Raw genomic sequence first — 22,306 nt, 5'->3', positions numbered from 1 at the left:
GCGATCTACACCCGCTCCGACAACAATCGGCAGGAAGTCCTCTCATGATCACATGTTTTATCCGCTACGAGATCGATCCGTTTCGTGTCGATGCATTCGAAAAATATGCCCGCAACTGGGGCCAAGCGATACCGCGTTGCGGAGCGGATCTGATAGGCTATTTTGCGCCGCACGAAGGGTCGGCAACGACTGCCTACGGACTTTACAACATTAATGATCTTGCTGCCTATGAGGCATATCGCGCTCGCCTCAGGGACGATCCCCTCGGCCGAGAAAATTACGAGTTCGCCAAGCGCGAGCGCTTCATACTCCGCGAGGACCGGAAGTTTCTTCGTCTTGCGTCAGCACCACATGCGCCTCTGGTGAAGCCGTGATCGCCGTCATCTTCGAGGTCGATCTGGCCGAAGGGCGGATGGAGCAATATCTGGCGCTCGCTGCCGCGTTGCGCGGTGAACTAGAGGCGATCGACGGTTTTCTGTCGGTTGAGCGCTTTCAGAGCATGACCGTACCAAACCGGATGGTGTCCTTGTCGTTCTTCCGGGATGAACAGGCCGTCCAACAATGGCGGAACACGACATCCCATCGGGCTACGCAAGCCCGAGGACGTGCGGGTGTCTTCGCAAAATACAGGCTCCGTGTCGCCAGCGTCATCCGCGATTATAGCATGGAGGATCGCAGAGAGGCCCCGACCGACAGCCATGCCGCTCATTCCAACCTGGACGAGCGGGATTGACGGGGGGACACGCAGACCGTCGAATTTGGCATTGTCAGCAGAGCGCACCCATTCGTGCCTCTTCGATGCCACGTCCCCCCGGGGAACCGCGCTAGCGGATATCTGGGTCCGGTCTATGTCATGCCCCCTACAAGTGGAAGGCCAAGTACGGCGGGCTGGACGTCTCGGAGGCCCACCGTCTTCGGCGACGCCAAGATGACCACGGCGCTGCTCAACCGCCTGACCCACCACTGCGACATCGTCGAGACAGGCAATGACAGCTGGCGGCTCAGAAACCGCGCCTGACCGGGACGCTCCGCTTCGTCCACAACTTGTTCAACCTCCCCCCAGCCCCCCCCCCAGACAGCAATCCCCGTCCCATCGCCGAGATCCATAATGAAAAGCCACCGGCGCTGGGGCCTGTAGGCAATCAGATCGCGGCTTTTGACCAAGGCCATCAGGTTGCGGACCAGAACAGGCCCTCCGCGCACACCGAACACGCCGACTGGGGGCCGTTGATTTCCTTGCATGACGGCGCAATCGCCGACGGCCAACACGCGGGGGTTTGAAAGCGCCTGCAAGGTCTCCTCGACCAAGATCCGCCCATCGGGGTCCAGCTCAAAACCGAGCCGGCGGCTCAAGGACGCGCCGACCAGACCGGTGGCAGTGACCAGCATATCGCATGGGAGGCGCTGACCCGTCGCCAGGATGCAGGTGGAGTCATGGCGGCTGAAGATTGTCCCCTGCAAGACCGTCACACCGCGCGCGACACGGACTGGCGTCACCCGTTCCCTGGCGCCGACTGCAAGGCCGGAACCGCCGTGCGCGTCGCCGACAACTGAAATTCGCGGCCTGACGCCCAGCCGTCGAGAAAAACCTAAAGGGAGCCGGCGAGTTCCAGGCCGGTCACGCCTGCGCCGGCGATGACGACGTGCGGGCATTCCCCTTCACGCGCAACCCAAGCTTCGACCATTCTCCGGAGCTCAAGTAGGCGGACCAGCGGCTTTACCGGCCAGGCTCCATCTGGTCCCCGCAAACAGCTACCGCCGTCGTGATGTTGCTAGAGGCCCGTGGCTCTATCGGTGCGTGCGGCCTTGAGGGCTGCGGATTTAGGGCGCTTGGCGTCGTCGGCGATCAGTCTGGAGTTCGGTCCAAAAAGATTCTGACCAATTCACCACAGGCTGTAACCACAGAGCGCTGGGAAACGAATTACCTCGATGAGACCCGCGATCGACTGCCGCGGCGCTCCACACACATCCGCGGAAGATAGCCCCCTCGTTTCAGGAAGAGTCATGACTGAGGAAGCTAGATTGGCCCTCCAGCCAGTAAGGCTCAAGCCACTAATCGAACCCCGCCAACGCCCCCGCCCCGCATGAGGCGTTCGCGCCTGACGCTATCTAGGTAGAACAGCGCGCCGGCGGGACCGCCGCCAGCGCTGTCGTCACCGAGTCGGCTGACCAAGGGGAATTCTTCGCGCGCCCTTCCCCTGGCTGGATCCCCATCCGCGATAGGGGGCCGCCAGGGCGAGCATTGCCCAGACCTCTAGAACGTCCCCCCGCGCGGAGCGTGGATGCGGGTCCCTCAATCCAGGTGAATTCAACTATGCGATCTTTGCTTCCACCAACAGCAATTGGCGCCTTGGTCGCTCTGGCCGCGGCGACACCCGTCTTGGCCCAGCAGGCGGGTTTGCAGATCGCGGTTGTCCGCGCCGACTCCGGCGAACCTGTCGAGGCCGTCGAGGTCGAGATTAAGAACCGAGCGATCGGCTATGTCCGTACGATGAGGACCGACGCCGCCGGCAAGGTTCGCCTGGAGGGGCTGGCAACCGGCGGAGCCTACCAAATCTCGGTTGCTGACGGCGATGGCTTTAGGGCGCTTGCGGCTAGGGAGGTTGAGTTAAGGGCGAACTTCTCCAGTTCGGTGACGCTCGTCGTTGCGCCCTCCGTCGCCGAAGTCCTCGTCACCGGCAGCCGGGCTATCACCCGCGTCAATACGGTGAATGCGGAAATCTCAGCGTCTCTCGGCCGAGAGGAGCTTGCCGCCCTGCCTATCGAAGGCCGCGATGTCCTCAGCGCCCTGGTACGCCTGCCGAATGTCGTGCCCTCGACGGGCTTCTTTACCGAGGCGCCGGTGGTTTCGATCAACGGCGCAAACGCGCTGTTTACCAACTATCTGATCGACGGCCTCGACAATAACGAGAACTTCCTGGGCGGGCTAAAATTCCCCGTCCCCCTCGGCTTCACTCGCGAAGTGACCGTGCTGGCCAACAACTACTCCGCTGGGTTCGGTCGAACGGCGAACGGCATCGTGAACTACACGACGCCCTCAGGGGGCAACGACTACCATGGCGAAGTCTACACCCTCATCCGGCCCGGCCGCCCACTGGACGCTCGCTCTGCCTTCCCCCGACGGGACCTTAGCGGCAATCTGGTGGGTGACAGCTTCGAGCGGCGCCAGGCAGGGGCCTCGATTGGCGGGCCTATCGTTCGCGACCGGACCTTCTTCTACGCCAATCTGGAATATACTCGTGACCACAATACCAACGTCCTTGATGCTCCAGCGCTGAACACCGTCACCAACATCACCGGTAACAACGAATTTCTGCTCGGCTCCCTGCGACTGGATCATCACCTCAATGACGAATGGAGGGTATCGCTTCGGGGCAATATCGGGCTCGTCACCATCGACCGCCCCGGTGGCTCGCTGGGTGGTGGGAATGTAACCTTTCCGTCTGCGGGCTCCGACCAAGACCGCAATTCAGCTCTGCTGGCGGCGTCAATAAGTTATTCGGGCAGTGATTGGACCTACAACGGCGCCCTCCAGTTCAGCCGGTTTCGCTGGAACTACGGTAAGCCTAAAGGCGCGTCGGGCCCGCAGGCCACGATCCGGGATCAGTCCGGGCTCACGATCGGCGTCGTCGGACACCCAGGCTATGTTTTCAATGACCTTGAGGAAACTTGGCAGACGCAGCATCGCTTGCAGCGGCGCTCAGGAAACCACCGGTTCAGCGTGGGGGGAGACATCATCCGATCCGACTTCCACCTTCTGGGCGGCGGCAATCGCGATGGAAACTACACCCTTGAGCTTACGCCAGCAGCGCTTGCCGCGTTGAACGCGAAAGGTGTGGGCGCGCGACTAACGGCCGCCGATGTACTGGTGCTCAATCCAAGGGTGCTCGATTATTCGGTCGAACTGCAGCCTGCGGCGTTCGGGACCGAGCAGACACTGCTGGCCCTATATGCCGAGGACGAGTGGCAGATTGGGTCGGCGCTGACCGCGACACTGGGGGTGCGTTGGGACTACGATTCGCTCACATCAAAGGGTGCAGGCGGCGGCGACGTCGACAATTTCGCACCGCGCCTTGCGGTCAACTATCATCCGGGAGCGCGCTCATCCCTGCGGCTCGGCGCAGGCGTTTACTACGGCAAGATACCCTACGCCGTGATCTCTGACGGGCTCCAACGCAGCACCACGTCAGCGGCGTTTCTGGGCCAACTTGTTGAACTCCAAAAAGGAGGACTCATAGAGAACGGTGTCCCCCTGGCCCCGCTGACCTTCTCGGGCAACCTGACCGTCAGCCCGCCCTGCGCGACCGTCAGCGCCTGTCCTGCCCCGGACGCCGTCCAGGGCCTTCGCGGTACGGCGCCGATCAATGAGGCACGGATCCTGAGCCCGAGCGGCTACCAGAGCCCATACAGTCAGCAGTTCAGCGTCGGGTACCAGTATCAGCCAAGCGAAAGTCTGACGGTCGGCGCGGACCTCATCTACAACCGCTCGTACAATCTGTTGCGCCTGCGCGACCTCAATGCTCCTGCGCCCTTCTCCCCCAACATTTCCGCGCTGACAGCGTCAAACGTCGCTCTGCTGCGGGCTCAACCGGATAACGCCGCGCGCAAAGCGCTCGCCCAATCCCTCGGGCTGGTCCGCAATCAATCGACGGCGGATGCGACCCGCCCCGTCGCCGTCATACCGGGTGGCGCGCGGCAGATCACAGTTTCGGAAACCGCCGGCCGCTCAACCTACAAGGCGTTGAATCTGCAGATCAATAAGGCACAAGACGAGGACGCCTATGCCTTCAGGCTGTCGTACACGCTCGCCACATTGAACAACGACACGGACGATATTAATTTCCGCGCCTCAAACGCAAACGCCTTCAATGCGGATTTTGGGCCGTCCGCCAATGACCGCCGCCATGTGATTTCGGCTGTGGGCTTTTTGTATCCACTCAACGGCCTTACACTGACGCTTGCGGCCCTCGTCCAATCTGGCCAGCCGGTGAATCTGACGCCGGACGCGTCGATCTTCGGGACCCAGGATCTCAACGGCGACGGCCAGTCGTTCGGGGAAAGTTTCGTCGGCAACTCAGATCGTTATCCTGGGGCGCGGCGCAATTCCGATCGCCTGCCGTGGTCGACGACGGTGGATCTGGGCGTGCGGTTCGTGCTGCCAGCGCGCCATAGGTCGATTGAACTTAGCGCCGACGTCTTCAACGTCTTCAACACCAACAACGAATCTGGATTCGCCAATGCCGCCACGACGTCAAATCAGGTCCAGTTCGGAGGCGGCGCTCCGTTCGTCCAGCGTAATGCTGGGCCGCCGCGCCAGTTCCAGCTGGGCTTGGCGTGGAAGTTCTAGGGCCGGTGTGAGATGATCGAAGTCGCACGCCAAGCCCAGGGCCTGATCGGAATTGCTCTCATTCTACTCCTCGCTTGGGGAGTGTCGGAAGACCGTGCAGCCCGTCCGAGTTGGCGCTGGATCGTCGGCGCCGTCGCCATGCAGATCGGCGTCGCGTTGCTCATCGTCCATGTGCCTTTCGTCTGGCGCCTGATCGGCTACGCAAACCATGCTGTGGATGCGATTGAACAGGCTACCCTGGTCGGGTCGAGCTACATGTTCGGCTACACCGGCGGCGCGCCCATCCCCTTTGCGTTGAAGGAAGGGGCCTCGCCTCCTCTCATCATCGCATTCCAGATTCTGCCGCTTGTGATCGTTTTCTCGGCCCTAGCGGCGTTGCTATGGCACTGGCGGATCCTAGGCTGGGTGGTGCGCGGCCTTTCCTGGGCGTTGCGGCGCACCCTGGGGGTCAGCGGAGCCGTCGGGCTTGGTGCGGGTGCGACCGTGTTTTTAGGAGTAGTGGAATCACCGCTCGTCCTTCGCGCCTACTTCGATCGCATGAGCCGTTCCGAACTTTTCTCGGTCATGGTCCTGACCATGTCGACGATTTCCGGTGCGATCCTGGTTCTTTACGCCACCACCCTCTCGCACACGGTGCCCAACGCCGTTGGTCATATGATCTCCGCCTCGCTCATCTCGCTGCCGGCCGCTATCCTTATCGCTCGGCTGATGGTGCCTGGCGATAGCAAGACAAGCACCGATGATCCGGAGTCGACGCTCCGCTACGAGAGCAGCATCGACGCGATTATTCGCGGGACTATGGACGGCGTTCAGCTGTTCCTTGCGGTGATCGGGGTGATCATCGTCGTCTTTGCTCTGGTCGCTCTGGTCGATCAGGCGCTTTCCGTTTTGCCCCTGGTCGACGGTCAGCCGCTCACGTTGAAGCGGACGTTCGGTTGGGTCTTCGCGCCAGTGATGTGGGCGTTAGGTGTCCAGTGGAGCGAGGCGCCGGCGGCGGGCGCCCTGATGGGGACAAAGACCATTCTCAACGAGTATGTCGCCTACCTGGATCTGGCCGCCTTGCCGATCGAGACCTTCGGCCTGCGCAGCCGGCTGATCGTGACCTATGCACTGTGCGGGGTCGCCAACCTGGCAAGCGTGGGGCTGCTGGTGTCGACCATCGCGACCCTGTCGCCAGGCCGCCGGGCGGAGGTGGCAGCTCTGGGCATGAAGTCATGGCTAGCTGGCAATTGCGCCTCGGCGATGACCGGAGCGGTTATAGGCCTTGTGACGCTGATCTGAGCGGGGGAAGCCATGTTCGACGCGCATCTGCGGCCCCTTATCGATCCGCCACTCAACTGGGTGGGCCAGCGACTGGCGCGGATCGGCGTGACCGCCAATCAAGTTACGGCGGTCGGAGGGGCCTTTGGCATTGCCGCCGGGGTGTCCATCGCCGCCGGACATTTCGGCGCCGCGCTAGTGCTCATCGCCTTCAGTCGCTTGCTGGACGGACTCGACGGCGCCGTCGCTCGGGCCACCCGAAAAACCGATTTTGGGGGGTACCTCGATATCGTTGTCGACTTCATGTTCTACGTTGCGGTGCCCGTTGGCTTTGGGCTCACCGACCCCGCCAATCTCCCATTCGCCTTGGTTCTCGTGGGAGCTTTCACGCTTACTGGCATTAGCTTCCTCGCCTTTGCGACCCTAGCGGCGCAGCGTGGGCTCGAAACGACAGGCCATGGCGAGAAAAGCTTCTTTTACAATACAGGCTTGGCCGAAGGGACCGAGACGATCTTGGCCTTTGTGCTGATGTGCCTTTGGCCTGCGGGGTTCCCCATCCTGGCGTCCATTTTCGCCGGCCTGTGCGGGATAACGGTTATCCAAAGAAGTCTAGCCGCACGCCGTCTCTTCGGTGATTTTTGAACTATTGCCTCTCTTCAGTCGCGCGGTGCCAAGCTAAATTTGAGTTCGCGAGCGAAAATAGACTGTGAGTTCAACTTTTCGGCGGCGACGCCGTACATCTATACAGGGAAATCTCCACGACTGTCCTTAACCGCCCCTTATTGAACCCAGTCGCACCCTTAGTTTTCATGTGAGGACAGCCACGATCTGATCGAAATAACCTTGACCAAAACTTTGAACCTGGTCGGGTCTGAATCTGTCGCCGGTCACAGGCCGGACGAACCCTATCAGCCATCGGCGAGCCCACGGCGACAAAGTCACGGCTTTCATTGATCTCCGTTGCACAGGCCTCTCGACGACAGAAAGTCCCTTCGCGCCCGCTCCCGACGAGATGGTGCATTCCTGTAAACGGAACGGTCGTTGGCAACGACGCGATGTAGGCCAAGTTCGTTTTCCCGCTGCTGCCGATTCAGTCCGCAACATAGTTCAAGCGTTGGGCCAGAAAGCGCTCGTCAAAGGTAGCGAGGCCTTGTCGTCACTGGCCATCAAAGAATCTCGTGTGCCGTCAGGAGCGCTCATGACCTCAAACCAAATATCTCTGGTCGGGCTCGCTCCAACCCTTGAGACCCCGACAGACCGATACATCACTGTTCGGCGGCGCACCGAGAGTCTGGCTGGACCATTGTCGCCAGAGGATCAAAGCGCGCAGTCGATGGCGGACGCGAGCCCGACAAAATGGCACCGCGCGCACACGACTTGGTTTTTCGAAACGTTCCTGCTCACGCCCTTCCTGCCAGGCTACGAGGTCTTCGACCCAGCCTACAGCTATCTGTTCAACTCCTACTATGAAGCTGTCGGGCCGCGGCAGCCGCGCCCACAACGAGGCCTGCTCACCCGTCCTTCGGCAACGGAGGTTGGTCATTTTCGCGCGCATGTCGACACAGCGATGGTGAAGCTTCTGGATGGCGCGTTGACGCCGGAGATCATCGAAAGACTTGAACTTGGCCTCGCGCATGAGGAGCAACATCAGGAGCTCATTCTGATGGATATCCTCCATCTTTTCGCTCAGTCGCCACTCAGCCCGGCCTATTTGTCCACCCAGCCAAGAACCTACGTGAGCCCCGGCTCGCTGCAGTTTAGTCGCTTTCCTGGTGGAATCATTGAGATTGGCGCGGTCGGCGCCGACTTTGCCTTCGACAATGAACGGCCTCGTCATCAGGTCTATCTCGCGCCCTTCAGACTGGCGGACCGCCTGGTCAGCAACGGCGAGTGGATGGCTTTCATTGAGGCCGGCGGCTATCTGCGCATCGAGTTCTGGCTTTCGGACGGGTGGGCCCAAGCACGCGCTGAAGGATGGGAAGCGCCCGGCTATTGGCGTCGAGAACGCGAGGGTTGGAGCACCATGACACTCCAGGGACGCCACCCCGTGGATCCCCACGCCCCGGTCGTCCATGTGAGTTACTACGAGGCTGTCGCCTTCGCGGCCTGGTCTGGGTACCGTTTGCCAACCGAATTTGAGTGGGAAGCCGCCACGAATCTTTCAGCAGGTACATCAACGCGCCAGCTCTTCGAGGAGGCCTGGCAATGGACCTCGAGCGCCTACGCTCCGTTTCCTGGCTTCCGGCCAGGACCAGGAGCGTTAGGGGAGTACAACGGCAAGTTCATGGTCAATCAGATGACCCTGCGTGGCGGCTCTCTGGCGACGCCGCCGGACCATTCGCGGTCGACCTATCGCAACTTCTTCCATCCCGCTAGCCGGTGGATGTTTTCAGGTGTTCGTCTTGCTGATGACGATCGAGCGAGCGAACCTACACCCGAAAACAGCTTTCTCGACGATGTGATCGCCGGCTTATCGGCCAATCCAAAATCTCTACCTTCTAAGTACTTCTACGACGAAAAAGGATCAAAGATTTTCGAGGCAATCTGCGAATTGCCGGAATACTATTTAACCCGCACCGAAACCGCGTTGCTATCAAGTATTGCGATGGACCTTGCGTCGCGGATCCCCGAAGGTGCAGCGTTGATCGAGTTTGGCAGCGGCGCCAGCACAAAGACCCGCATTGTGCTCGACGCCGCACCGCAAGTGGCGATGTACGTGCCCATCGATATCAGCCAAAGCGCCTTGAGTGCGGCGACTGAAATCTTGCGTGAGACCTACCCCAAGCTTTTGGTCAAGCCGCTTGTAGATGATTTCACGCGAGCGATCGATCTGCCGGAGGGCGCGAAGGGGCATGCCCGCGTGGGGTTCTTTCCTGGATCGACAATTGGCAATTTCCCACCCGAAGAAGCAGAAAAGCTCTTACGTCGCGCTCGGACGCTCCTTGGCGAAGAGGCCCTGTTTATCGTCGGCGCTGACGTGGCCAAAAGTCCCGACGTTCTGGTGCCGGCTTATGACGACGCGCAGGGTATTACCGCTGCCTTCAACCTCAACATCCTCGCGCACATCAATCTCGCCCTTGGCGGAACCTTCGATCCTGAGGCTTTCGTACACCGCGCAGTGTGGAATGCCGACGAGAGTCGGATCGAGATGCATTTGGAGAGCCGTCGCGACCATCTCGTGATGGTTGGGGAACACGGCTTCCAGTTCGCGGCTGGCGAAACCATCCATACCGAAAACTCTTATAAATACGTCCCTGCGGTCTTCGAGGCGATCGCCGGGCGTGGCGGCTGGACGGTGCTGGATCGCTGGATCAGCGCGAACCCAACCTTCGCGATCTATGTTCTCAAAGCCCAAGTTTGAACCGTTCTGGGGTCTGCCAGTATCTGTCTTTTGCGGTCTAGAGGATGTCACGGCGAGGGGTCCGTCGGTCGAACAGCGTCGTAGTCATCCTGACCTCGCCGAAGACGGTGGGCCATGCTCCGAAGGTCAGGTTGTTAGTGAGCCACTTCACCCATTTGGCGAGCGTCGAAGGGTCAACACCCAAGGCCGTAGGCACGGCCTTGGGCGTTGACCTCGTCTGAACCCGTCGCACCAGCTCGGCGCGCCTGTGGGGCGTCTACCGGGCAGTTTTCCGCGGGGTCATCCGATCCTCCGGCGTCTGAAGCTTCGCAACCTTCAGAGGCCCCGGTCAGGATCGGATGGACAACCTATTGGGAGCTCAAACTAGAGCTCGACGATAATCTTGCCGAAATGGCCACCGCCTCGCATCAGATCAAATGCCCCGCTAATTTGGCTCACCGGAAAGCGAGCATCGATTACGGGCCTGATCTGGTGCAGGTCGATGAAGGCGGCCAATGCCTCATAATGTTGACGTGAGCCTACCGTCACCCCGTGGATCTCGGCATTCAAGCCTTGCACTGGGCCCAGCAGAGGTTGCGAACCAAAGCCTGTCAGGACGCCGATTTGCGATATGACGCCGCCCGGCGCCAGGCACGCGATGGACGATGCAAAGGTATCGGGCCCGCCCAGCTCGAGTATGTGATCGACGCCATCGCCATTGGTGAGCTCCAACGCCTGCTCATGCCACTCTGGGTGGGTGCGGTAGTTGATCGTCTCATCCGCTCCCAGGGCGCGCGCACGTTCAATTTTTGCATCGCTCGAAGAGGTCAGGATCACGCGTCCGCCAAGAGCCTTTGCAATCTGCAGTCCGAAAAGGGCGACGCCGCCGGTGCCTTGGACGAGCAGGGTCTTGCCCTTGCCAAACCCACCGCGTTCAACCAAGGCATGCCATGCGGTGACACCGGCGCAAGGTAGCGCAGCCGCCTCGGCAAATTCGAGACTGTCGGGGATGGCGACAAGCGCGTGCTCGCCGATCACGAGGCGTTGGCTCAGCACGCCATCGGACTCGCCGCCCAGGGCCGAGGCGCGATGGTGACGGGCGAAGGGGCCCTCCGACCACGCCGGCATGAAAGTCGGGGACACACGATCGCCGATCTTCCAGCGGGTGACCCCGTCGCCCACGGCCGTTACAATTCCGGCCGCGTCCGACAGCGGCGACAGTCCCTCGCTCACGCCCGGATAGACGCCATCGACGACCAACAGATCGCGATAGTTTAGACTCACGGCGATGATGCGAACTTCCACCTGGTCGGAGGCCAGCGGGATTTCGGGCAAGGGGACAGAAACAATGTCAAAGCGACCGTTGGCGCTCGTAAGTTCATATCGCAGCGGCGCATCGGATGCGACGAATGTGGGGCGTTGCATTAGGGCTCCAATTTCTTTATCGATCGATAAATATTACATCTCAGAAGAGCCTGTTTGGAACAATCGGTAGAGAAATGGACTGTTGTGGCGCGCGGACGTAATCGCAGCTTCGATCGGGATGAGGCGCTGGATCGCGCCCTGCGGCTGTTCTGGGACCACGGCTATGATGGCGTCAGTATCGGACGCCTGTGCCAAGCCGCCGGGATTGCTCCGCCCAGTCTGTACGCGGCGTTCAAGTCCAAGGAAGATCTCTATCGCGAAGCGGCGCTGCTCTATGCGCGGCGTTACGGCGACCCGATTTTCGCGGCGGCCTCCGAGGAGACCGATCCGGCTGACGCGATAGCGCGCCTCCTGGCTGCAGCCGCGGCGGCCTTTGCCGATATCGACACTCCTGCGGGGTGCTTCGCCGCGACGGGGCTTCTGACCGCTTCGCCTGGCGCCGAGGACCTCAAGGACGTCGCCGGCGCCATGAGGCGCGCAACACGTAATTGGGTGAAGGCGCGCCTGGAGCAAGCCATTGTCGCGGGTGTTCTATCCAAGGCTTTGGAAGCGGACCTGATTGCCGACTATGTCGCGATGCTGATTGAAGGACTGGCGGTTCAAGCGCGCGACGGCATGGAAACAGAGCGCCTGACGATGATGGCGACACTGTCAGCGGAAAGTTGTCGAAATCTGATCGCCGCCTATCGCTGACCGGGCCTGCAGGTGCGGTAGGCTCTCGCCCGGGCGCCCCCGCCCCGCCAGATGTTCCAAGCCTCTCACACCCAAGCAAGAGCTGAACAGATGCTCCCAGCGCGCTCGCCGACCGGGGCGCGATACCGGTGTAGTGGCGCGGTGCGTGCACCTCGTACGGGCTGGAAAATCGAGCCTAGGGTCAGTCTGTGGGCTCTTCGACGCCATCGTCGCGAACCTGCATGTCTAAGCTTCCCTCGAGAACAACCAACACCTTCGGTCGTCATTCACATGCCAGATGCAAGGTTGATCGGTCCAAAGCGGGTGAACGGTCACGCCTTCGATTTCGGCGATGTCCAGCACTTCCCAGGGGCGCAGGCCCTGGAACGCTCTGGCTGCAATGACCTTCAGACTTCCCCCTTGCCCGCTCCCCTATCCACGATGACCTCATCACGGAGGAAGCCGCCTTCGCTCAACCGCCGCCCCAGCGCGTCAATGAAGCGAGCGTAACGCTCCCGGCCTCGGTCGGTGGCGGCCTGATCATCACTCGTCGACATGACCGGCATGGCCTTCAGCCATGTCCGCACGAAGAGCGCGAACGCCTCATTGGAAATGGTGAGGTCGCGCTCAAGCCGCTCATACTGGCGCGTCAGGCGATCGAGGCGGCGATGCAAAGCGGCCTCAGCAGTCGCCGCGCTGTCGGGAGAGAGGTAGGCCGCCAGCGCCGCGCGCATAAGTTCGGACTTTGATTTTCGGGTCCTGCGCGATGTCTCGTCGAGGTCGCGCACAAGGTCACCAGGCAGGAAAACTCTAGTCTGAATTTTCATGGCGTCCTCAAAGATCGATGCCGTCGCGCGGGTCCATGGACGCCTGACGCGCCACCTTGGCCAAGCCTGCATTCAACGGCTCGTCAAACGGGGTTTCTGTGGCCGGCCTGTCGAACAGATCCGGCTGCTGCGTGGATTGCGGGCGGGTGACCGGGTCGGGGATCAACTCCGCCTCCGGCGTTCGGCGAAGCCCGCCGTCGGCTGTTGCGATCGGCGCCTTCTCCGCCGTCGCAGGCTGCGTCCACTCTGAACGCTGAGACTGGGCCGATCTTTGTGGTTTGTCCGGCGGGGCCACCACCCGCCCCGTCAGCTACCGATCCATAAAGTAGCGAACCTTGCCGGCGCGAATGGGCGACAGGCCAGAGACCAAGACCAGCGCCTCCTGCGGCGGAAGTTGCATCACCTCGCCCGGGGTCAACAGGGGCCGCGCCGTCTCCTGCCGCGACACCATCAAGTGACCAAGCCAGGGCGAAAGCCTGTGCGCGTCATGCTCCACTGGGCGCAAGGAGGACTTTGCGCCGGGTGCGGGATCCGGTGAGTCGTATTGGGAAGAAGCCCCACAACGGGCCTAACTACCCGACCTTCGACCATGTTGAGCCGAAGCGCCTAGGCGGTTGGCGGACCGTGGGGAACGGTCTCTTGAAACACCGAAAGTGTAATGGCGCGCGAGGCAGCACTCTACCGACTAGATGTGATCTCCTCTGGCATTCAGCCGTCAATGATCGCCTTCGTTCACGTATCGCCAGCAACGCCTTGCACCGTGGCCCTGAGTTTGACCTAACATACGCTTGAATGCATTTCACATGCATTAATACGCGGATTTCAAAGCCGAGAAGATAACGGAATGGATCGAATAATTTGCTTAATGTTAATGCTGCGCGCGCTGGCTTCATATCGCTAGTTCAAGATCTTCTCGACCAACATTTGCCTCTTGAGCCGCTAATGTTTATTCCTCCGCACAAAGTCAGGCCGGTATTACCTCAGACAATGCCATGAAGCGGAGTTTCTACAGGTCGCCTTAGAGCAAAGATGCGACCTTCAGAAATCGTCCTCGCTTTGCCCACATCGGACTTGCAATTAGCACAGCGCTTTAGCACAATCCGAAAATATCCTTTAAAAACAACGCCAACCTCGGACTTAAAATCCGTTGGAGCAATCCGTGTGGGTTCGAGTCCCACTGTCCCTACCAGGCCCTGAAGGCGTCAGGCCTCTGGCGCGATCTTCTCGATATTGGCCGCGCCGGCCTCCGTCAGCGCCACGACCAGCTCCTCGACAGCCGCATCGACCTCGACCGGATCTCGGCCGCGCACCACCAGGTTGGCGCCATAGACATCCGGCGGCGAGAAAAACGGATAGCTGCCCAGCGACATATCGGGATGGGCCTTGGCCACGGCCTCCAACGGGGCGGCGATCAGGCCCTCGCCGGAACCCGTGACGCGGACAGTCCTGCTGATCACCACCGCTCCGGTGCGCAGGCGCGGGCCGACATCACCCAGCATGCCGCGCATGATCGCGGGCACACCGGCGAGCACGAAGACGTTCTCGATCTGGAAGCCGGGTGGCCCCTGCACGGGGTTCTTCACCAGGGTTCCGCCCTCGGGCACGTGGGCCATGCGACGGCGGGCGGCGTTGGGCTCGCCCCAGCGTTCACGCAGTAGAGCCATGATCTCGGGATGCTCGGGCGCCGTCACCCCGAAGGCCTTGGCGATCGAGTCTGCGGTGATGTCGTCGTGGGTGGGGCCAATGCCGCCGGTCGTGACGACATAGTCGTAGCGGGCGCGCAGGGCGTTGACCGCGTCGACGATCTCCTGCTCGATATCGGGCACCACCCGCGCCTCGGCCAGATCGACGCCGTAGGTCGCCAGATACCTGGCGATGGCGCTGAGATTGACGTCCTGGGTGCGCCCCGAGAGAATCTCGTCGCCGATGATCAGCACCGCCGCCGTCACCCGATCCTTGCTGGCCGTCATCGCCGCGCTCCCCTACATCGCATCATCGTTCTCCGATCCGACTTAGGGCCGCCATGCTGCTCCCGCAACCGCTCGTTCGCGGCCGTCTCGTCCAGCGCTACAAGCGCTTCTTCGCCGACATGGTGCTGGACGACGGCCGGGCGATCACTGCCCACTGCCCCAACCCCGGCGCCATGCTGGGCGTGAACCTGCCGGGACAGGGCGCCTGGGTGTCGTGGTCGGACGATCCCAAGCGCAAGCTGCCCTGGACGCTGCAGCTGGTGGAAGCGGATGGTGGCCTGGTTGGCGTGAACACCATGCTGCCCAACAAGCTGGTGGCCGAGGCTCTGGCGAACGAGGCCATCCCGGAGCTTTCCGGCTACGCAACGATCCGACCGGAGGTTCGGTACGCCGAAGCGAGCCGGGTGGACTTCCTGCTGACCCATCCGGACCGCCCGCCCTGCTGGCTGGAAGTCAAGAATGTCCATCTTTCCCGCACGCCGGGTCTGGCGGAGTTCCCCGACTGCGTGGCGGCGCGCTCGACCCGGCACCTGGCGGATCTTGCAGCCCAAGTGCGGGCCGGCGATCGGGCGGTGGCGCTTTTCGTGGTTCAACGGATGGACTGCGAAAGCTTCAAGGCCTGCGAAGATCTCGATCCGGCCTTCGCGCGCGGCCTGACGCAAGCGGTCGGAGCCGGGGTCGAGGTGCTGGTCTATGCGTGCGCAGTGACGAGCCAGGGCGTTCGGATCGCGCGACGCATCCCCATGGCGCCTTAACCGACATGACGGCGAATTAAGCTGCAATCGGCTCGCGTCTGACTAACCCTGCGCCTCGAACTCCCGGGGGACCGCCGCACATGAAATTCTCGACCCTGACGGCCCTGTGCGCCGTCCTGGCTCTCTCTGCGTGCGGCGCATCTTCGGATGGCAAGGAAAGCGGCATGATGACGGCCGCCCGGGCGGTCTTCGCCTTCAAGGCCTGCACCAACAAGCTGGAGGAGCAGTTCGGCCTGGGTCCTGTGGTCGGGGTGAACTCAAGCGACATGCACCCGGTCGCACTCGGCAAGCCCGGCGAATGGGACGTGACCTTCACCGCCGACATCACCGAAAAGACCTCGGGCCGGGTGACCCGCTACAAGGGCGTGTGCCGTGTGCGCCGCGACCGGCCGACGACCCTGGAGGCGCGCTTCCTGGAAGAGCTCAAGCCCGCCGCCACGCCGGGAGAGGCTCGCCGCATCAATCACTGAACCGAAGACGCGCCGCGCCTATAGCGCGCCCAAGTCACAGCCTCTGGCCTTCAGGATGGGCCGCATCGCCCAATAGGCCGCCGGGGTCCGCATCAGCGGGATGCGCGGATAGAGATGGTGGATGATATGGAACTGCATCCCCATGGTCAGAACATTGCCCAGCGGACTTCTGAAGCCACGGGTATCGCGATAGCGGCCGATCGCCTTGGCCGGGTGATGCGGGGCGAAACTCAGAAAGTACTGGATGTAGGTGGCCGCCAGCTGGCGCGGCAGCCACCAGATCAGAGCCGCCTCGATCGCATGGCCGCTCCAGGCCAGGGCGAACAGGATCGAAAAATGGCCTAGTCGATAGATGACGGCGACGAGCATCGCGCGACGGGCCTCGTCGGTGTTCAGCCGCATCAGCGTCTCGCCATAGGCCTTGTCCCCGGCGCCCGACGGCTGGCGGTTGGCGATGGTCCGGCGCAGGAAATCCAGGGTCCCGTCGGCATGGGTGCTGTAGTCCGGATCAAGCTCCGGATGATTGGCGTGCTTGTGATGCTCGTAGTGGGTCAGGCGGGCCACGCCATAGGGCAGCACCAGCGACAGGGTCGAGATATGGCCGACCAGCTCGTTCAGCCAGAACAGCGGCTGACCTTCACGGGCGATGATACGGTGCTGGGCCTCATGTGAGGGCAGATAGCTGAGGGCGATGCTGATGGTCGCGATCGGAAAGGCCGCCCAGAGGGGCAAAAGCCCTGAGAGGGTCAAAGGCCACAGCGCAAACCAGACGGCGGTGTTGACCAGGGCCCAAGTCACGGAGCCCCAGGGCACGCCGCCCAGATAGGCTTCGGCAACCGTCTTTTCGAGCTTGATCAGGGCCCGCTCGTCGAGGCCGGCGACCTCGGCGTCGGTGAGGGTCGGAGCGCTCATATCCAGCGCCCCTTCAAGGTGGCGAAACTGCCCCACAGTCCGCCGACCACCAGACCTAGCACGAGGGGCGTCAGGCCATTGGGCAGGACCCATCCGAAACGCTCGATGATCTGCGCCAACAGGGGCGCCAGGAATCCAAGTCCGAACAGCAGCGGCATGAGCCTGAACAGGCCTGTCAGAATCTGCTGCATGGTTGCTTGCCTTCCCGCTTCGGCCGGTCTGGACGCCAGCGCGACCCAAAAAGTGACGCAGGCGTCATTTTTGTCAAGACATCGCACCCGCGCAATGATCTGGCAGAGGCAGCCATTGAAGTTTCATGCTAAGATGGCGACATACCGTTCAAACGCCGCCTGCCCCGCCCGAGTACGACATGACCCTTGACGACGCCCTTGAGATCGAAGCCGAGACCCGCACCGGCGCGATCAAGATCCACAAGGCCGAAGATTTCGAGGGCATGCGCAAGGCCGGAAAGCTGGCCGCGGAATGCCTGGACATGCTGATCCCGCATGTGGTTCCCGGCGTCTCGTCGGATTATCTCGACACCCTGGCCCGCGAATTCATCCTCGACCACAAGGCTATCCCGGCCTGCCTTTTCTATCGCGGCTATCCCAAGACGGTCTGCATTTCGCGCAACCACGTGGTCTGCCACGGCATCCCCGGCGACTGGGCGCTGCGCGAGGGCGACATCGTCAACATCGACGTGACCGTGATTGTGGACGGCTGGCATGGCGACACCTCGCGTATGTACGGCGTCGGCGAGGTGGGACCTCGCGCCCGCCGCCTGATCGAGATCACCTATGAAGGCATGGCGCGGGGCCTCGCTGCCGTGAAGCCCGGCGCAACCCTGGGCGATATCGGCCACGCCATCCAGAGCTATGTCGAGGCGCAGCGCTGCAGCGTCGTTCGCGACTTCTGCGGTCACGGCCTGGGCAAGGTGTTCCACGACGCCCCCAACATTCTGCACTTTGGCCGTCCTGGTCAGGGCGCGGTGCTGAAGCCGGGGATGTTCTTCACCGTTGAGCCGATGGTCAATCTGGGCAAGCCGGCCGTGAAGGTGCTGGGTGACGGCTGGACCGCCGTGACCCGCGACAAATCGCTGTCGGCCCAGTGCGAGCACTCGATCGGCGTGACGGACGACGGCTACGAGATCTTCACCGCCTCGCCGGGCGGCCTGTTCCAGCCGGCTGTGCTGGGCTGCTGAACAGCCCTCGACAACCCTGAGATGTTAAGGCCAGATACTCGCTCCTGACTCGGGGGCGGTATGGTCAGCGCACGATCCCTAGGCGTATCCGACATGACGCCGGCGGCCCATCACACGGGCCACCGGGAACGCCTGCGCGCGCGGGCCATGGCCGGCGGGCTGGTCGCCCTGCCCGACTATGAGCTGCTTGAGCTCTATCTCTTCCGCACTTTCGCGCGGGGAGACGTCAAGCCCAAGGCCAAGGCGCTGATGGCGCGGTTCGGCTCGTTCGGCGCGGTGATCAGCGCCTCGATCGACGAACTCAAGACCGTGCCGGGGATTGGCGAGACCGCCGCCATCGACATCAAGCTGCTGCACGAGGCGGCCATGCGGGCAGGTCGCGACAAGATCGCCAAGCGCCCGGTCATCTCGTCCTGGAGCGCCCTGTTGGGCTATGTGCGCGTCGCCCTGGCCAACGAGCCGCGCGAACAGTTTCGGGTGCTGTTTCTGGACAAGAAGAACCAGCTGATCGCCGATGAGATCATGAACCGCGGCACGGTCGATCACGCCCCGGTCTATCCTCGCGAGGTCATGCGGCGGGCCCTGGAGCTTTCCAGCAGCAACATCATCCTCCTCCATAACCATCCCTCAGGGGACCCAACGCCGTCCAGACCTGACATAGACATGACCAAGCAGGTCATCGAGGCTGGCCGGGCGCTGAAGATCGGCGTGCATGACCATCTGGTGGTAGGCCGCGAGGGTGTGGCCAGCTTCAAGGCGTTGGGATTGATCTGAGCGCCGCATCCGCGGCCGACGATCCCCGGAGTGTTCGCCTTGAGCGCGATGCGCGCCGTCGGGATCAACGAGAAGGTCAATCTGGTCAACCGACACCCTGGCCCCGCGGGACCGGCGGCGATCGCGACTGCCCGCCGCTTCGACATGAGCCGTCCCTGACAGGGCGTGCGGGCTGATCTGGACGCCGAACGTCGGCTTCGCCTTGACGCGCCGGTAGCCATCCGTGAGCGTGGCCGCTCCAGTTCGCGTCCCATGTTCGGAGTCTCGATGCCCTATCGCCTTCTGACCGCCCTTCTCGGCTCCGCCGCCCTTCTTGTCACGGTCGCCAACGCGGCCCCGCCTGCGCCGGCCGTGTCCAAGGCCGACATGGCCGCTCACCAGAAGATGCTGACGCTCGACACCCATCTGGACACACCCGAACACTTCGGACGCCCCGGCTGGAGCATGCTGGACGGTCATGCTGTGACCCTGGACGGCACCCAGGTTGACCTGCCGCGCATGAAGGCCGGCGGCCTCGATGGCGGTTTCTACGTGATCTATACCGGCCAGGGCGACCTGACCGCCGAGGGCTATCGCTACGCCCGCGACTTCGCCCTGAAGCGCGCCGTCGACATCCGCGAGATGGTCGCCGCTCACCCCGACAAGTTCGAACTGGCCTTCACGGCCGAGGACGCCGCCCGCATCAGCAAGGGCGGCAAGTCGTTCGTCTATCAGAGCATCGAGAACAGCTGGCCGATGGGTGAAGACCTCACCCTGATGCAGACCTTCTATCAGTCTGGCGTACGGATGGCGGGCCCGGTGCACTTCCGCAACAACCAGTTCGCCGACAGTTCCACCGACCCAAAGGGCAAGATCTGGAACGGCTATTCGCCACTGGGCTTGCGCTGGCTCGCCGAGGCCAATCGGCTGGGCGTGCTGGTTGACGTCAGCCACGCGTCAGACGAGGTCGTCAGCCAATCGGTGGCTCTGTCAAAGTCGCCGGTGATCGCCTCGCATAGCGGGGCCCGGGCGGTCTTCGACCATCCGCGCAATCTGAACGACGCCCTGATCAAGCAGATCGGCGACAGCGGCGGCGCGATCTGTATCAACTCGGTCTATCTGATCGCCTCGGCCGCCCCGAGTCCCGAACGAAAGGCCGCGCTGGAAGGCCTTGGCCGTCCGCCACGCGACGAAGCCACCCAGGCCGATATCGTCGCCTGGATGGCCAAACGTGTCGCGATAGACAAGCAGTTTCCGCCAACCCGGGCCAACTTCGACATCTTCATGGCCAGCATGCTGCACACCCTGAAGATCACCGGACCGAAGGGCGTCTGCGTCGGCGCTGACTGGGACGGCGGCGGCGGCGTCGAGGGCCTGGAAGACGTGGCCGACCTGCCCAAGATCACCGCGCGCCTGAAGGCCGAGGGCTATTCGGACGCCGACATCGAGGCGATCTGGAGCGGCAATGTGCTGCGGCTGGTGGGACAGGCCCAAGCCTATGCGAAAAAGGTGGCGGCGAAATAGACCAGAACATCCGCCCCTTCGGTCCGATCGGAGGGGCGGGTATCGCGTTACGTTCGCCGAACCCTGTCCCAGACCCGCCAGGCCATCAGCACCGTGAACACTGCCGCATAGATCACCGGCGGCCGATGGTCGGCCTTCACCAGCAGATAGTAGTGGGCCACACCCAGGGGCGCGATCAGGTAGATCAGCCAGTGCAGTCTCTGCCACGCGGCCCTGCCCATGCGGATGATCCAGCCATTGGTCGAGGTCACCGCCAGCGGGATCAACAGCAGGAACGCCCCCATGCCCAGGGTGATGAAGGGCCGCTTGAGGATGTCCTTCCACAGCTGGTTGAGGTCGAAGAACAGGTCGATGCCGACATAACTGAACAGGTGCAGCACGATGTAGCTGAATGCGAAAAGCCCCACCGTACGGCGGAAACGCACCAGGCGCGGCATCTTCAGGATCCGCGCCGCCGGCGTGATCGCCAGGCCAACCAGCAGGAGCCGCAGACCCCAGACGCCCAGCTGTCGGATCAGCTTCTCAATCGGATTGGCGCCCAGATCGCCGTTGAAGCCCTTCCACGCCAGCCAGACCAACGGCGCGAAACAGGCCAGCCAGACCAGGCCATAGACCAGGTTGTCCTGCAGCTTGGACGGGCGCTTGCGTTTGGCCTTGCTCACCACGCCACCCCGACCCCGTTCTCCCCGGCGAAGGCCGGGGCCCAGATCGAACCCTGAGACAGGGTCGAATGGGGCTGAGGCGGCAGGCGAGTCATCCCCAGACGCTCCGGTTGGATCTGGGCCCCGGCCTTCGCCGGGGAGAGCGGACTATTGAGAACCATCAGAAATTCTTCTTCAGATCCATGCCGCGATACAGGTCGGCGACGTACTGGCCATAACCATTGAACGGCAGGGTCTCGCGCCGACGAAACTCGCCGATGCGGCGCTCGCTGGCCTGCGACCAGCGGGGGTGGTCCACGGCCGGATTGACGTTGGAGTAGAAGCCGTATTCGCGCGGGGCCGAGATGTTCCAGGCCGTGCGCGGCTGCTTGTCGGTCAGGGTAATCCGCACGATCGACTTGATGCCCTTGAAGCCATATTTCCAGGGCACGACCAGCCGCAGCGGCGCGCCGTTCTGGTTGGGCAGGGTCTCGCCATACAGACCGACCGCCAGAAGGGTCAGGGGATGGGTGGCCTCGTCAATTCGGAGGCCTTCGCGATAGGGCCAGTCCAGCACATTCCAGGCCTGGCCCGTCATTTCAGACGGCCGCATCAGGGTCTCGAACGCCACATATTTGGCCTTGGAGGTCGGCTTGACCGAGGCGATCAGGTCCTTCAGCGGAAAACCAACCCAGGGGATCACCATCGACCAGCCCTCGACGCAGCGCATGCGGTAGATGCGCTCTTCCAGCTTGTTGGCCTTGATCAAATCATCGATCCCGACCGTGCGCGGCGCCTCGCACTCTCCGTCGATCCGCACCGTCCAGGGCCGCGTCTTCAGCTTGCCGGCGTTTTGCGCCGGATCGGCCTTGTCGACCCCGAACTCATAGAAGTTGTTGTAGGTGGTGATGTCTTCCAGGGACGTCGGCTTCTCGGTGGTCGAGAAGCCCTTGGAATAGCTGAGCGGCGCCGCGCCAGCCGCTCCGGCCAGGCCTGCCAGACCCAGCCCCGCCGCACCGCCGATGAACTCGCGTCGGCGCATATAGAGGCCGTGGTCGGTGACCTCATTCTCGGTCAGGTCGGGGGCGTTGCGGATCAGCATGGCGGGCTCCGGTGCGGGGTCTCTCGGAAGATACGCATGACCTCGCCGATTGGTTACGTCCAAAAGGCGATTTTCGATCAGGCTCCGGGCCGACCCCAAGCGTTCGA

General features: G+C 62.5%; 19 protein-coding genes and 4 pseudogenes. 13 read left to right on the top strand and 10 right to left on the bottom strand.

What is annotated here, in order from left to right:
• Nucleotides 1-44 precede the first annotated feature (44 nt).
• The 3 genes and pseudogenes from ACN2C7_RS06130 to ACN2C7_RS06120 all read left to right on the top strand — a co-directional run.
• Nucleotides 45-374 (top strand): NIPSNAP family protein, encoded by a 330-nt coding sequence (locus tag ACN2C7_RS06130; RefSeq protein ID WP_419320506.1) that lies wholly within the window; start codon nt 45-47, stop codon nt 372-374.
• Nucleotides 371-733, top strand: coding sequence for an antibiotic biosynthesis monooxygenase family protein (locus ACN2C7_RS06125; RefSeq protein WP_419320505.1), 363 nt, complete (start codon nt 371-373; stop codon nt 731-733). Before ACN2C7_RS06130 ends, ACN2C7_RS06125 begins: the two co-directional genes overlap by 4 nt.
• A 171-nt stretch (nt 734-904) precedes the next feature.
• A pseudogene (locus ACN2C7_RS06120) lies at nt 905-1,018 on the top strand (ATP-binding protein); the annotation flags it as partial.
• Between the two features lie 272 nt (nt 1,019-1,290).
• Here ACN2C7_RS06120 and ACN2C7_RS06115 read toward each other — a convergent pair.
• Nucleotides 1,291-1,470 (bottom strand): annotated as a pseudogene (locus ACN2C7_RS06115) (hypothetical protein); the annotation flags it as partial.
• An 880-nt stretch (nt 1,471-2,350) separates the two neighbouring features.
• Here ACN2C7_RS06115 and ACN2C7_RS06110 point away from each other — a divergent pair.
• The 4 genes from ACN2C7_RS06110 to egtB all read left to right on the top strand — a co-directional run bounded on the left by ACN2C7_RS06110 (nt 2,351) and on the right by egtB (nt 9,968).
• Complete coding sequence (locus tag ACN2C7_RS06110; protein ID WP_419320504.1) at nt 2,351-5,347, top strand: TonB-dependent receptor domain-containing protein; 2,997 nt, start codon at nt 2,351-2,353, stop codon at nt 5,345-5,347.
• A 12-nt stretch (nt 5,348-5,359) separates the two neighbouring features.
• Nucleotides 5,360-6,628, top strand: coding sequence for a NupC/NupG family nucleoside CNT transporter (locus ACN2C7_RS06105; protein WP_419320503.1), 1,269 nt, complete (start codon nt 5,360-5,362; stop codon nt 6,626-6,628).
• Nucleotides 6,629-6,640: 12 nt separating this feature from the next.
• The gene (locus ACN2C7_RS06100) at nt 6,641-7,249 is read left to right on the top strand and encodes a CDP-alcohol phosphatidyltransferase family protein (protein ID WP_419320502.1); all 609 of its coding nucleotides are present in this window, start codon (nt 6,641-6,643) and stop codon (nt 7,247-7,249) included.
• A gap of 556 nt (nt 7,250-7,805) precedes the next feature.
• Complete coding sequence (gene egtB / locus ACN2C7_RS06095) at nt 7,806-9,968, top strand: ergothioneine biosynthesis protein EgtB (protein ID WP_419321418.1); 2,163 nt, start codon at nt 7,806-7,808, stop codon at nt 9,966-9,968.
• 363 nt (nt 9,969-10,331) lie between these two features.
• On the opposite strand, the gene ACN2C7_RS06090 is transcribed toward egtB, so the two are convergent.
• Complete coding sequence (locus ACN2C7_RS06090) at nt 10,332-11,372, bottom strand: zinc-dependent alcohol dehydrogenase family protein (RefSeq protein ID WP_419320501.1); 1,041 nt, start codon at nt 11,370-11,372, stop codon at nt 10,332-10,334.
• Between the two features lie 54 nt (nt 11,373-11,426).
• Here ACN2C7_RS06090 and ACN2C7_RS06085 point away from each other — a divergent pair, with 54 nt between their 5' ends.
• Nucleotides 11,427-12,065 carry a TetR/AcrR family transcriptional regulator gene (locus tag ACN2C7_RS06085; protein ID WP_419320500.1) on the top strand — a complete coding sequence of 213 codons (639 nt, stop codon included), beginning with the start codon at nt 11,427-11,429 and terminating at the stop codon, nt 12,063-12,065.
• 386 nt (nt 12,066-12,451) lie between these two features.
• Here the strand turns inward: ACN2C7_RS06085 and ACN2C7_RS06080 are convergent, their stop codons facing one another.
• The 4 genes and pseudogenes from ACN2C7_RS06080 to ACN2C7_RS06065 form a co-directional block, all read right to left on the bottom strand.
• Complete coding sequence (locus ACN2C7_RS06080) at nt 12,452-12,871, bottom strand: ribbon-helix-helix protein, CopG family (protein WP_419320499.1); 420 nt, start codon at nt 12,869-12,871, stop codon at nt 12,452-12,454.
• A gap of 7 nt (nt 12,872-12,878) precedes the next feature.
• The gene (locus tag ACN2C7_RS06075; protein ID WP_419320498.1) at nt 12,879-13,037 is read right to left on the bottom strand and encodes a hypothetical protein; all 159 of its coding nucleotides are present in this window, start codon (nt 13,035-13,037) and stop codon (nt 12,879-12,881) included.
• 150 nt (nt 13,038-13,187) lie between these two features.
• Nucleotides 13,188-13,355: pseudogene (locus ACN2C7_RS06070) on the bottom strand (type IV secretory system conjugative DNA transfer family protein); the annotation flags it as partial.
• 718 nt (nt 13,356-14,073) lie between these two features.
• On the bottom strand, nt 14,074-14,841 hold the full coding sequence (locus ACN2C7_RS06065) for a competence/damage-inducible protein A (RefSeq protein ID WP_419320497.1): 768 nt from the start codon (nt 14,839-14,841) through the stop codon (nt 14,074-14,076).
• Nucleotides 14,842-14,894: 53 nt separating this feature from the next.
• Between ACN2C7_RS06065 and sfsA the strand changes: the two genes are divergently transcribed.
• Complete coding sequence (sfsA, locus tag ACN2C7_RS06060; RefSeq protein ID WP_419320496.1) at nt 14,895-15,596, top strand: DNA/RNA nuclease SfsA; 702 nt, start codon at nt 14,895-14,897, stop codon at nt 15,594-15,596.
• Between the two features lie 80 nt (nt 15,597-15,676).
• Nucleotides 15,677-16,066, top strand: coding sequence for a hypothetical protein (locus ACN2C7_RS06055; RefSeq protein ID WP_419320495.1), 390 nt, complete (start codon nt 15,677-15,679; stop codon nt 16,064-16,066).
• An 18-nt stretch (nt 16,067-16,084) separates the two neighbouring features.
• Here ACN2C7_RS06055 and ACN2C7_RS06050 read toward each other — a convergent pair whose 3' ends face one another.
• Both ACN2C7_RS06050 and ACN2C7_RS06045 read right to left on the bottom strand, forming a co-directional pair.
• Entirely contained in the window at nt 16,085-16,978 is an 894-nt protein-coding gene (locus ACN2C7_RS06050) for a fatty acid desaturase (protein WP_419320494.1), read from the bottom strand.
• Nucleotides 16,975-17,169, bottom strand: a complete 195-nt coding sequence (locus tag ACN2C7_RS06045) for a hypothetical protein (RefSeq protein ID WP_419320493.1) — start codon at nt 17,167-17,169, stop codon at nt 16,975-16,977. Before ACN2C7_RS06045 ends, ACN2C7_RS06050 begins: the two co-directional genes overlap by 4 nt.
• A gap of 179 nt (nt 17,170-17,348) precedes the next feature.
• On the opposite strand from ACN2C7_RS06045, the gene map reads away from it, so the two are divergent.
• The 3 genes from map to ACN2C7_RS06030 all read left to right on the top strand — a co-directional run bounded on the left by map (nt 17,349) and on the right by ACN2C7_RS06030 (nt 20,456).
• A complete protein-coding gene (gene map / locus ACN2C7_RS06040; protein WP_419320492.1) occupies nt 17,349-18,179 on the top strand; it encodes a type I methionyl aminopeptidase in 831 nt (276 codons plus the stop codon).
• A gap of 60 nt (nt 18,180-18,239) precedes the next feature.
• Entirely contained in the window at nt 18,240-18,953 is a 714-nt protein-coding gene (gene radC, locus ACN2C7_RS06035) for a RadC family protein (RefSeq protein ID WP_419320490.1), read from the top strand.
• A gap of 252 nt (nt 18,954-19,205) precedes the next feature.
• Nucleotides 19,206-20,456, top strand: a complete 1,251-nt coding sequence (locus ACN2C7_RS06030) for a dipeptidase (RefSeq protein WP_419321417.1) — start codon at nt 19,206-19,208, stop codon at nt 20,454-20,456.
• A 47-nt stretch (nt 20,457-20,503) separates the two neighbouring features.
• Here ACN2C7_RS06030 and msrQ read toward each other — a convergent pair.
• Nucleotides 20,504-21,188, bottom strand: a pseudogene (msrQ, locus tag ACN2C7_RS06025) (protein-methionine-sulfoxide reductase heme-binding subunit MsrQ).
• Nucleotides 21,189-21,278: 90 nt separating this feature from the next.
• Nucleotides 21,279-22,199 (bottom strand): protein-methionine-sulfoxide reductase catalytic subunit MsrP, encoded by a 921-nt coding sequence (gene msrP, locus ACN2C7_RS06020; protein WP_419320488.1) that lies wholly within the window; start codon nt 22,197-22,199, stop codon nt 21,279-21,281.
• Nucleotides 22,200-22,306: the final 107 nt, after the last annotated feature.

Source organism: Caulobacter sp. ErkDOM-E (assembly GCF_048541895.1).
Lineage (GTDB): Bacteria > Pseudomonadota > Alphaproteobacteria > Caulobacterales > Caulobacteraceae > Caulobacter.
This window is presented reverse-complemented; position numbering and strand designations above follow the sequence as displayed.